The sequence below is a fragment of the Paenibacillus sp. FSL P4-0113 genome (assembly GCF_038009305.1).
Lineage (GTDB): Bacteria > Bacillota > Bacilli > Paenibacillales > Paenibacillaceae > Paenibacillus > Paenibacillus polymyxa_D.
Map to the genome: position 1 here is coordinate 332,129 of NZ_JBBPAZ010000001.1, position 13,558 is coordinate 345,686.

2 protein-coding genes are annotated in these 13,558 nt (G+C 48.2%); both read left to right on the forward strand.

Annotated elements, in window-relative coordinates; all coding sequences use genetic code 11:
- The first annotated feature begins 71 nt into the window (after positions 1-71).
- On the forward strand, positions 72-11,291 hold the full coding sequence (locus tag MKX46_RS01310; RefSeq protein ID WP_341070791.1) for an amino acid adenylation domain-containing protein: 11,220 nt from the start codon (positions 72-74) through the stop codon (positions 11,289-11,291).
- 266 nt (positions 11,292-11,557) lie between these two features.
- Complete coding sequence (locus tag MKX46_RS01315; protein ID WP_069011683.1) at positions 11,558-13,459, forward strand: serine hydrolase domain-containing protein; 1,902 nt, start codon at positions 11,558-11,560, stop codon at positions 13,457-13,459.
- The last annotated feature ends 99 nt before the right edge of the window (positions 13,460-13,558 follow it).

Consider the following 13,558-nt stretch of genomic DNA (forward strand, 5'->3'; position numbering starts at 1 on the left):
CACAACGCTCATGTACGTAACAACGCACCATCCAACCGGGGAACAGGCCCCGAGAAGCAGGAGGGATGTCATTGAAAGCCTTATTTGAGAAGGAAAAAAATTACTGGAGTCATAAACTGGAATCTGAGGATCATACCATCTGCCTACCATACACTAACCATGTGTCCAGAAGTACAACTGTAACGAGTTTAAATTCCCATATGTACACGCTCACATTTCCAACTGAAATTTCCCAAAGAATATCATCTATAACAGGTGGCGCTCCATGGGCCGTGTTTATGGTCCTGCTTGCTGGAGTAGAGAGCTTATTGCATAAATACACAGGTGAGGAACGTGTGCTGCTGGGCATTCCGGTAGCCAAGTCTAGCAACGGTGCTACAAAGCCGATCAACCATCTACTTTTATTGAAAAATACGCTGGATTCCAGCACAACCTTCAAAGCCTTGCTGTCTCAAATCAAAACCTCTGTCGGCGAAGCTATTGAACATCAAAACATTCCTTTTTGGAACTATTCTGAATTACTTGACATTCAACGTGATGAGGATGGAAAGCCTCTTATTCACACCACAGTATCCTTGCGAAATATTCATATTTCTGATTTTTTGGATCACGTACAATCTGAACTAGATTTCCAGTTTCAATGGGAACATGAAGCGGTTTCCCTAAACGTAAAGTATAGTAGCGACCGTTATAGCGAGACGACGATTGAGCACTTTGTTGAGCAGCTTCTGCGGCTGTACACTATTGTTTTGCAGCAGCCAGAGTTGGCGATTTCCACAGCACAAGTGCTGTCAGAGCAAGAAATAGAGCAGCTGCTCCATACCTTCAACGATACAAATGTGGATTATCCACGTCATGCGTCTATTCATGAATTGTTCGAGAAACAGGCGAAGCAGACACCACAGCAGGTGGCGGTAGTGTATGGGCAAGATAGCCTAACCTATGCAGAATTGAATGAAAAGGCCAACCGACTGGCTCATTCTTTACGTAAGCAGGGAATCCGCACCGAGCAGACGGTCGGCATTGTAGCTGAACGCTCGATTGAGATGATTGTCGGTATGCTCGGAATTCTCAAAGCAGGTGGAGCGTATGTACCCATTGATTCTGATTACCCGGATGAGCGTGTACGCTATTTGCTGAAGGATTCCGGTGCGGACATACTGCTCGTGCAGCGAATGGAACATCGGCCCACTGATTTTAAGGGAATGGTGCTTGACCTTAGCGATGCCGCAATTTATGGAACGGATGATGCTGATCGTTACGATCCCATTTTACCGAATGATCACGGGACGAATACTGATCCGGGATACGTGGACTGCCTAGATCCGTTCTACTCCATTTCGGCCAGTCCCGAACTTGCTTCTACGACAACCATACAACCAGAAATCATGCAACCAAAAGCTACGCAATCAGAACAAGCAGAACCAGAACAAATACAGCGGACTTATGCAGCTAAAGAACAACCACAGGCGAGCGCAGCTGGTCACTTGGCCTATATTATGTACACCTCAGGGACTACAGGCCAGCCCAAAGGGGTTATGGTGGAGCACCGTAATGTCGTGCGTTTGGTGACAAACACAAACTATGCACGCTTGAATGCCGACACACGCATTTTGCAGACCGGGTCTGTTGTCTTTGACGCGTCCACCTTCGAAGTTTGGGGTGCGCTATTGAACGGTGGACAGCTGGTGCTGGTGAGTCAGGATGTTATTTTGGACGCGCCCAAGCTCAAGGAAGTTGTCCGCAATCACGGCATTACCACGATGTGGCTGACCGCACCACTCTTTAATCAGCTATCCCAGCAGGACTTGGAACTATTTGAGGGGATGCGGGAGCTATTGGTCGGTGGTGATGTGCTGTCCGTACCGCATATTAATCGGGTATTGGAGGCCCATCCGAATCTACATATTATTAACGGCTACGGTCCGACGGAAAATACGACTTTTTCTACCACACAAGCCATTACTGGCGTTCAATCGGGATCTGTGCCCATTGGCAGCCCGATCTATAACTCGACGGCATATGTCGTGGACGGTTCGATGCAGCTCCAGCCTGTTGGAGCCTGGGGGGAACTGATTGTCGGCGGTGACGGGGTGGCTCGCGGATACCGCAACCGCCCAGAACTGACGACCGAAAAGTTCATTGACAGCCCGTTCCGTGGTGGCGAACGCTGCTATCGAACAGGGGACCTGGTGCGTTGGAATGCGGACGGGACGCTGGAATATAAGGGACGGATCGACGAGCAGGTGAAAATTCGAGGCTACCGGATTGAGCTGGGCGAGGTGGAAGCACAGCTGCTGAAGCTGGAGGCAGTCCGAGAAGCTGTTGTAATTGCACATGAAGATGAGCAGGGGCAAAAGCTGCTCTGCGCATATGTGGTCACCCAAACGGAAGTAGCGACAAGTGAGCTGCGTAGCGCTTTGAGTCAGGAGCTGCCGGGCTACATGGTACCGTCGTATTTTGTACAGCTAGAGCAATTGCCACTGACGCCCAATGGCAAGGTGGATCGCCGAGCGTTGCCACAGCCAGAGGGAGGTGTAGGCTCAGGCGCAGAATATGTACCTCCTCAAAATCAATTACAAGCACAACTGGCTAGCATCTGGAAAGATGTGCTTGAGCTTGGGCGCATTGGCATTAAGGATAACTTTTTTGAGGCAGGAGGACATTCCCTGCGGGCGACACATGTCATATCACTCATCTATAAGGAATTGCATAGAAATGTGCAGCTAAAGGATCTGTTCCAGCATCCGACCATTGAACAGCTGGCGCAAGTTATTGAAGCACTGGAGCAAACCACTTATGAATCCATCCCTGTTACGGAGAATAAGCCATTTTATGCGGTCTCTTCGGCTCAAAAACGGATGTATATCCTCAATCAGCTAGATGGAGCGGGAATTAGCTATAACATACCTGGTGTCCTAACTCTGACCGGTTCACTTGATCACAAGGCACTGGATAGTGCATTCCGTCAGCTTATTAATCGCCATGAAACATTGCGCACAAGTTTTGAGACCATGAACGGTGAACCTGTCCAGCGAGTACATGACGAGGTTCCTTTTTGCATGGAATTGACTAATGCTCACGGAGCTACCGCAAAGGAAACGGATGAGCTGGTACGTAACTTTGTCCAACCATTCGATCTGGGGCAGGCTCCGTTATTCCGAGTTGGTTTGATTGAAACAGACCCAGAGCATCATATTTTGCTCATGGATATGCATCATATCATTTCGGACGGCACCTCTATAAATGTACTAATTCAGGACTTCATTCATTTATATGCAGGCGACACGCTGCCCTCGTTACGCATTCAGTATAAAGACTACGCCGCTTGGCAACAGAAGCAGCAGCAAAGTGAACGCTACCGGGAACAGGAAAACTACTGGCTCAATACCTTCGCAGGAGAGCTACCAGTGCTTGATCTACCGACTGATTATCCACGCCCAGCGGTGAGAAGCTTTGAAGGAGATGTGCTGGAATTTACGCTTGACCAACGACAAAGCGAAGGCTTAAAAAGCATTGCGGTGCAGACGGAATCGACATTATATATGGTGTTGTTGGCTGCCTATTCGGCTTTGCTTAGCCACTATAGCGGGCAGGAGGATATTATTGTCGGTTCGCCAATTGCAGGGCGGCCCCATGCGGATCTGGGCAGTCTGATCGGGATGTTCGTGAATACACTGGCAATCCGTAATTATCCAGAAGGCGGGAAAACGTTCCGCGATTATGTGTTGGAGGTCAAGGAAAACGCGTTAAAGGCTTTTGAACATCAGGATTATCCGTTTGAAGAGCTAGTGGAGAAGCTGGGCGTGGATCGAGATTTAAGCCGTAATCCGTTATTTGATACCATGTTTGCACTACAAAACATAGAGCAAAAAGAGCAGCAGCTGGCGGGGCTGCAATTGGCATCTTATCCAAGTGAGCAAACGACGGCCAAATTTGATTTGAGTCTGTTCGCAGTGGAGGATGGGGAACAAATTTCCTGTGCTCTTCAATACGGAACTCGGCTGTACAAACGAGAAACCATTGAACGACTGACTGAACATTTGCAGCAGCTTATCAATGCGGTTACTCAACAGCCGGATATCGCTCTTTCGGCTATAGAAATGGTTTCGGCCCAAGAAAAAGAGCTGCTTGTGCAGAGATTCAATGATACGGTAGCAGACTATCCGTATCCACGAGATCAAGCACTGCATGTGCTGTTCGAGGAACAGGTAGCACAATCACCTGATCGGCTGGCCATCACCTTTGCGGACATGCAGCTTACCTACCGTGAGCTGAATGAACGTGCCGACCGTCTGGCACGCATTCTCGCTTCCCATGGGATACGGCGCGGGTCCGAGCCAGAGACACAGCGAGTAGCAATTATGGCTGAACGCTCCATTGAAATGGTCGTCGGTATGCTGGCGATTTTGAAGGTCGGAGGGGCTTACGTTCCCATTGATCCTGATTATCCTGAAGAGCGTATCCGTTATTTACTGGAGGATTCCGGTGCGGGGCTGTTACTGTTACAACGACGTGAGCAGATGCCTTTTGAACCAGGCATTCCGGTCATCGATTTGAGTGATGAACAACGATGGAGTACCAAATCTGAATTTGACGCTCATACGGATGGAACACTTCCGATTACAACAGGGGGATCTTCCTCGGATCTTGCGTATGTGATCTACACCTCTGGTACGACAGGCAAGCCGAAGGGCGTGATGATTGAGCACCGTAATGTCGTGCGCCTAGTGAAAAACAAAAGCTATGCCACGCTTGATGAAAATACACGTATGCTGCAATTGGGCGCAGTTGTGTTCGATGCCTCCACATTTGAAATCTGGGGAACGCTGCTGAACGGGGGACAACTGTATGTGGTAAGTCATGACACTATTCTGGATGCCTCCAAGCTCAAACAGGCAATTGACAAGTATCGTGTTAACACGATGTTCATGACCACGGCTTTATTCAATCAGTATTCGCAGCAAGAAATCGGAGTATTTGCGTCCTTGAAGGAGTTGCTCGTGGGTGGTGATGTGTTGTCTGTACCGCACGTCAATCGTGTGTTGAAGGAGTACCCGCAGCTTCGCCTAGCCAATATTTATGGGCCGACGGAGAACACCACCTTTTCCACCATCTATGACATTACAGAACCGCAAACCCAGGCTATTCCCATTGGCCGTCCAATTGATCACTCGACCGCTTATGTGGTCAATCGTTCGTTGAAGCTGCAACCTATCGGGGCCTGGGGGGAACTGATCGTCGGTGGTGATGGTGTTGGGCGTGGATATCTGAATCGGCCCGAGCTTACGGCGGAAAAATTTATTGAAAGTCCATTCCGGTCTGGAGAATATTGCTATCGTACAGGGGACTTAGTGCGTTGGCGTGCTGATGGTGTACTGGAGTACAAGGGAAGAATGGATGAACAGGTCAAAATTCGCGGCTACCGCATTGAACTGGGTGAAATTGAAACCCGTTTGTCCACGATTCCAGGTGTGAAGGAATCAGTTGTTACCGTGCGGCAGGACGATCACGGACAAAAACAGCTATGTGCCTATTTTGTAACAGATAGCGAACTGAGCGCCAGCGACTTACGTAACATTTTGTCGCAGGATCTGCCTGGCTATATGGTGCCGTCCTACTTTGTGCAGCTCTCCAGACTGCCTTTGACGCTGAATGGCAAAGTAGACCGCAGGGCACTGCCCGCACCTGAGCACAATCTCGATACAGGTATGGACTATGTGGCACCCGAGACGGATGTCCAACAGGCACTGGCTACGGCTTGGGGAGCCATTCTTGGTATCCCGAAAGTCGGAATACAGGATAACTTTTTCCATTTGGGTGGTGACTCCATCAAGGCCATTCAAGTATCGTCCCGCTTATTTCAGGCTGGATACAAGCTGGAAATGAAGGACTTGTTCAAATACCCGACAATTGCAGGACTAAGCACATATATTCAGCCTGTTAACCGAATAGCCGAGCAGGGCGAGGTTACAGGAAATGTAGTGCTTACACCGATTCAGCGCTGGTTTTTTGAACAGCCAACGGGAGAACCACACTATTTTAACCAATCTGTCATGCTCTATCGTCAGGAAGGCTATGACGAACAGGCACTACGGCGGGCGCTCCATCAGATTACATCGCACCATGATGCACTGCGTATGGTTTTTAGTTTGTCGGAGAACGGATGTACAGCATGGAACCGCAGTGTAGAGGAAGGCGAACCGTACCATCTAGAGTGCTTTGACTATAATGACAGCGATGTAAACCAGCAAGATTTGGCGAAGATAATTGAAGCGAAGTGCAATGAAATTCAATCTGGTATTTCTCTAAGTGAAGGTCCGCTGATGAGACTGGGGCTGTTCCGTTGCCCGGATGGAGATCATCTGCTGGTCGTGATTCATCATTTGGCGGTGGACGGGGTATCTTGGCGCATTTTATTCGAGGATTTGGCGACTGCCTATGATCAAGCTTCCAAGGGTGAACAGGTGATTCAGCTGCCTCATAAAACAGATTCGTTCCAAACATGGGCCGAGCAGCTGCACGCTTATGCCAACAGCCCAGCTATGGAACGTGAGCAAGCGTATTGGGGGAAACTTGCACAAGCGGAACGGGCTCCTTTGCCGCAGGATTACGGGTATAATGAGCACGAAAAGCCATTGATTGGCGATAGTGAGTCGGTTACTGCTTTGTGGACACACGCAGAGACAGAGCAGCTGCTCAAACAGGCCAATCGTGCCTACCGTACAGAAATTAATGACCTGTTGCTAACGGCGGTAGGAATGGCATTGCAAGCATGGAGTGGAAATGATCGGTTCCTGATTAATCTGGAGGGACATGGACGTGAAGCCATTTTACCAGAGGTGGACATTACCCGGACGATAGGGTGGTTTACAAGCCAATATCCTGTTTTGCTCGATATGCCGGAAGAACTGGCACTTTCGCAACGGATTAAGCGGGTGAAGGAAGGACTGCGCGGCATCCCGCAAAAAGGGATTGGCTACGGTGTACTGAAATACTTAGCCGATCATCAGACACAGGCACCGGAGGCATCTCCAGCCCTATTTACGACAGACCCCGAAATCAGCTTTAACTATTTGGGACAGTTCGATCAGGATATGAAAGGGAACGACTTGCAATCATCCTCATATGAGGGTGGGATGCCGCTGAGCCCGACCATGGCTCGAACGTATACGCTGGATTTTGGTGGCATCATTTCGGGAGGTCAACTGGGTCTGACGATTAGCTATAGCCGTACCAGCTATAGACCGGAGACGATCGAGCGATTGGCGAAATTACTGGAATCGAGCCTGCGTGAAATTTTGGTGCATTGCATCCATAAAGAACACCCGGAGCTGACCCCGAGTGATATTTCCTATAAAGGAATGAGTGTGGAGGGTTTGGACAGCCTCTTATCTGAAATGGGTGCTGCAGGTGAGATCGACAATGTATATGCACTGACCCCGATGCAGAAAGGGATGCTGTTTCACAGCCAGCTAGATAGTCAAGCAGCCGCGAATGACGCGTATTTTGAGCAGGTTTCTTATGATATGCGAGGTCAGATGGACATTCGGGCTTTTGCAGAAAGCCTGAATATTCTGGTTCGGCGACATGAGGCGCTGCGTACACATTTTTATTTTGGCAGAGATACGGAACCGTTGCAGGTGGTGTATCGAAATCAGGATTGCGGCTTTCAATATGAAGATTTACACCATCTGGAGAAGGATGAAATAGATACCCGGGTGAAAAATTTCAAGCTACAAGATAAAGCACGAGGCTTTGATCTGCGTAGGGATGTTCTGCTGCGTGTAGCGATTTTACGTACCGGAGAAGACAGCTATCATTTTGTATGGAGCTTCCATCATATCGTCATGGACGGCTGGTGTCTGTCCCTTATAAATAAAGAAGTGTTTGAAAGCTATGCAGCACTTCAGGAGGGCAGAGTACCAGAGCTAGCACCCGCAGTGCCGTACAGCCGCTTTATTGAATGGCTCGAAGCACAGGATCGCAAGGCGGCAACCGACTACTGGAGCAGCTATTTATCCGGATATGAGCAGCAAACAGCATTACCAGCTGTAAAATCCGGTCGCAAGAGTGGAGGCAACACGGCTAGTGATTGGGTGACGGTTTTGGAACGTGAGTTGACCCTCCGGGTGGAGGAGACGGCTAAGCGATATCAAGTGACCATGAATACGTTACTACAAACCGCATGGGGGATTTTACTGCAAAAATATAACAACCACAGTGACGTCGTATTTGGCAGTGTCGTCTCAGGCCGTCCATCGGATATTATCGGGGTAGAGGATATTATCGGCTTGTTCATTAATACCATTCCTGTTCGCATCCTTAGTGAGGCAGGGGAATCTTTTGCAGAAGTTATGAAGAAAACGCAGGAGCAGGCTCTGGCTTCTCATGCGTATGATACGTATCCACTGTTTGAGATTCAGGCATTGACCGATCAGAAACAGGATTTAATTAACCATATTATGGTGTTTGAAAATTATCCGGTAGATGAGCAGGTCGAAGAACTGGGAAGTGACGGGCAGGAACTATTCCCGATCTCCAACGTGGTGGCTGCGGAGCAGACTAACTATGATCTGAGCTTAGTCGTTATGCCAGGAGAATGCATCAAGATTCGTTTTATGTATAATGCGTTAAGTTATGATCAAACAGGCATTAAGCGTCTGCATGGACATTTTGTGAATCTGTTGGAGCAAGTTTTGCTTAACCCGAATGTTTGCATAGAAGAGCTGGAACTGGTTACAGCGGCGGAAAAACAACAAATTACAGGAGAGTTTAATAACACTGCCTCTGCATATCCAAGCAATCACACGATCCAAAAATTGTTTGAGGAGCAGGCAGAGCGTACGCCGGATCATATTGCCGTCGCTTTGGGTCATCAATCATTGACCTACCGGGAGCTCAATGAGACAGCCAACCGATTAGCGCATACGCTGTGTGATGCAGGGGTGAAACCCGATGAACCTGTTGGCATTTTGACGGAGCGCTCGCTGGATATGATTACGGGAACACTCGCTATTTTGAAGGCTGGTGGCGCGTATGTGCCGGTAGATCCACAATATCCGGAGGACCGTATCCGTTATATGCTGGAGGACTCGGGAGCCAAACTGCTGCTGGCTCAACAAGATTTGCTGGATCGTTGCTATTTTGACGGACAGATTGTCAATCTGAATGAGGATACGTCCTACAGTGCAAATGCCTCCAATCTGGGTATAGATGGAGCGGGTAATCATGCTGCTTATGTCATTTATACCTCAGGTTCAACAGGTAAGCCTAAGGGTGTCGTTGTTGAGCATCATAGTGTCGTGCGCCTTGTCCGCAATACGGATTATGTGCCATTTGATGAATCGACCCGAATGCTGCAGACTTGCGCGTTTGTATTTGATGTATCTACGTTTGAAATTTGGGGCGCGCTGCTGAACGGCGGTCAGCTTGTTCTTGTGCATAAGGATGATCTATTGGACGCGGCCAAACTTAAAGAGACGATACGGGATCATCGCGTCACCATGATGTGGCTGACTACACCGCTATTTAATCAACTTTCACAGCAGGATAGTAAACTTTTCGGCGATGTGAAGTATTTGCTGGTTGGTGGTGATGTTTTGTCTGCACCCCATATTAACCGGGTCCTGCGTGATAACCCGGATATGAACATCATTAACGGCTATGGACCCACGGAAAATACAACCTTTTCGACGACGTATCACATTACGGAAGAACAGCTGGATTCTGTACCGATCGGACGCCCCATCCGCAATTCGACGGCGTATGTTGTGGATTCGTCATTTAACCTGCAGCCGGTCGGAGCATGGGGTGAGCTGGTTGTCGGCGGAGACGGAGTTGCACGTGGTTATTTAAATCGTTCTGAGCTGACGGCTGAGAGATTTCTTGCTAACCCGTGGGTGGACGGAGATCGCCTGTACTGTACAGGCGATCTTGTTCGCTGGCGTGAAGACGGCATATTGGAATACGCCGGACGGATTGATCAACAGGTTAAAATTCGCGGTTACCGGATTGAGCTGGGCGAAGTGGAGGCGCGGCTGGCAAGTGTACCGTCCGTGCGGGATAGCGTCGTTATCGCTTTGCGGGATGGAACGGGTCAACAGCAATTATGTGCTTACTTCACTGCCGATGAACAGCTGACCGTCCGTGAGATTCGAGCTGCGATGTCGGCCAGTCTGCCGAGCTATATGATTCCATCCGCATTTGTACAACTGGATCGGCTTCCGCTGACGACAAACGGCAAAATCGATCGCAAAGCTTTACCTGTGCCGGACAAAGGGCTGCACACGGGTATAGAATATGTCGCCCCGCGAACCGATGTGGAGCAGTTGCTGGCATCCATTTGGCAGGAAGTGCTTGAAATTCCACAAGTGGGTATCCATGATGACTTTTTCACGTTGGGTGGACATTCCTTGAAAGTACTGGAGCTTATACGCAAAGTTCACCTTGCCACAGACATTGAGCTCCCCATCCGTAGTGTTATGGACTTCCCGACTATAGAAGAGCAGGCGCTCACATTATTGAAAGCGGATCTGGAATACAAGGCCGATAGTCCAATCATACGGTTGAATGAACACGGTCCGATCTCCATCTTCTGCTTTCCTCCTATGCTTGGATACGGGCTGTCGTTCGCGGAGCTGGCCAAACAACTGGATCAGGACGCAGTCGTGTATGGATTGGAGTTCGTGGATGATGCTGCCGATGAGCAGGCCATGCTGGCACGTTACGTTGATTTGATCGTCAGCACGCAAGCGCAAGGTCCGTATGTACTGCTTGGTTATTCCATAGGTGGTAATCTGGCGCATAAGGTTGCTGACACACTGGAACGTCAAGGTCATACCGTATCAGATATTTTTATGCTCGATTCGGTCAAAAGGGCGGAAGCCCTGCCCTTCACAGCTGAAGAAACAGAGCATGAAATTCATGACATGCTGGAACAGGTTCCCGACTCCTACCGTGAGCTGTTGAATGAAACGTACCAACGTAAAATGATCGCTTACGCGGTGTATGGCAACCAGCTTGTGAATACAGAGAGCGTTCAGGCGAATATTCACGGCTTTGTCGCCGTTGGATCGGAAACGGTGAGGGGTACAGGAGATAATCGACTTTTATGGAAAGACGCTACACAAGGTAGCTATGAAGAGCATAGCTTGATTGGTAATCATTATGAACTACTGGAACCCGGATTTATCGAGAAAAATGTAAAAAGTATCCGTGCCGCAATACAAAAGATAACTCGGAACACGGACAAAGACATGACACAAGATTTAGCACATCATAAATCTTGAAAATCTACGGTTGATGATTTTAAGAACTGAATCACTAATTTTTTAATCTGTAACACATGAATCCTGATCGACAGGTAAGATGCCGTCTGCTTACACGACTCGATCAGGATTCGCTTTATTATGTGCACTCCCGCGATGGGAAGTGCGATGATTCCATAGCGCCATGCTGATGGCTTCCATACGGAGTATAAATATCTGCTCGCTATGCAATCACCGCACGGTTCAAATCATTAAATCAACTTCATACGTAAGGATGGTACTTCAATATGAAGAATAAAGGCATTTGCTACCTATCCGCATTTTTAGCAGCGTTGTTTCTCTGGAACCTGCTCATTGCTCCGGCATGGGCAATAGACAGCATAACACCTAATTCATTGGAAAAAAAAGTGGACGATATCATGGTTACAAAATTGGAAAAATTGCATATTCCGGGGGCTGCGGTCGTCGTGACTCAGGGAACCCAAATTCTTTTTAGTAAAGGCTACGGATATGCAGATCTGGAGCGGAAAATGGCATTCGATCCAGCAAAGACCATTGTTCGTGTCGGCTCTCTAACCAAATCATTTAGTGCAAGCGCCACGATGCAGCTGGTTGAGCAAAACAAGCTTGATTTGAATGAAGACGTGAATAACTATCTCCACAGCTATAAAGCTACGCAATACCAGAATCAGCCTTTCAATTTGCATCAGCTTTTGACACATACCTCAGGATTGGATGAAGCGCTGTACGACATTAACAGCTCGACTCGGGCAGGCGTTTTACCCACAGAACAGTATCTCAGCACGTATTTTCAAAATCAGCCACCTATCCGCAAACCTGGAATTCAGTATGAATACAGTAATGTCGCCTTCGGTCTGATCGGTAATATCGTGGAGCAAGTAAGCGGTCAGGGACTGAATGATTACCTTCGTACACATCTGTTCCAGCCGATGAATATGCCCAGCGCGACACTGGAATTGCCGTTAAATCATCCTGCACAGGCCCAGTCGTATCAGTGGAAGGATGGAGCGTATTTGAAACAGCCTTTGTCGTATATCAATCTGCCCGGAGCAGGAGCGTTGAACGTCACACCCAACGAGTTTTCCCATTACTTGATCACTCATTTAAACCAAGGCAAGTATGAGGGCAAAGTGGTGCTCCAACCACATACGGTAAAAGTGATGCATGCGCAGCAATTTGCAGTCGATGCACGCCTGGATGGCGTGGGCTACGGATTTTTTCGTGGTCATTTGGAGACAGGAGTACCTATGCTGTGGGCTACCGGGGAAATTGATGATTTTATTTCCGAAATGGTACTGATTCCGTCACAAAAGATCGGCATTTTTGTGATCATTAATTCAGCTGACACGGACACTCTGCTTCATGGAAAAGTCATCGATGCGATAGCCCAAATGCTGCCCGCAAATCCGCAGGCCGCTTCTCAGTCACTGGCTCGTTCTACCACGCAAGTGAAGCTTTCGCCAGAGATTGAGGGTGTATATCAGGTGGATTCTAATCCTGTTCATGGGTGGGGAAAATGGATTCGAATACTGGGAAACATTACATACACCGTGCGAATTCAAGATGATCATACGTTAATTGTTAAAGGAAAATACCCAAATGAGAATGAAGCAACAGACAAAGTTTTTCAAGCAGCAGGCGATGGATTGTTTGTGGAAAAGGAGGGCCAGCTTAAAATTTTGCTGTATCAGGAAAACGGTACGTGGATGATGGTTGCCCCGGATAGTAAAACCATGAAGCAAACGACACTTTGGCACCGCACCTGGACTCTGCTTGTCAGCTATGCAGCCGCCTCCTTATTTTTCATCACAACCTTGCTAATTTGGATCGTAAGATATGTGATCAAAGCTATCCGTAAAACGAATAATCACATTTCGTCCAACCTTGCATTCATTGCGTCACTAAACACGATTTTTCTCGGAGTGCAGGTCGTCTATGGTAACAATCAGATCGTGTATGGCTATTCCGCGTGGTATATCTGGGGAATTTGCACACTGCCACTCATTTCAGCACTCATTGCCGTGTGGGTATTGATCGTGAATGGCGCAAAGCTGATTACAGGGGAAAGAAGAACCCGGGCTGCCGGGAAAATCCTATTTGCGGTGCTCACATTGCTGCATACAGTGTATCTCTTTTATTGGAATTTCCTTCCTATCCATTATTCCTAAAGATTTACAAAACAATGCATATTCGAACATAAATGAATGCTAAAATTTGTATCTGATGCCCCCCAGAAGGGCTTTAAACCAACAAACAGGAGGGAAAGA

Bases quoted from the DNA above. Each gene is read 5' to 3' on its own strand.
- MKX46_RS01315 (WP_069011683.1), top strand. From the start codon at position 11,558: ATGAAGAATAAAGGCATTTGCTACCTATCCGCATTTTTAGCAGCGTTG.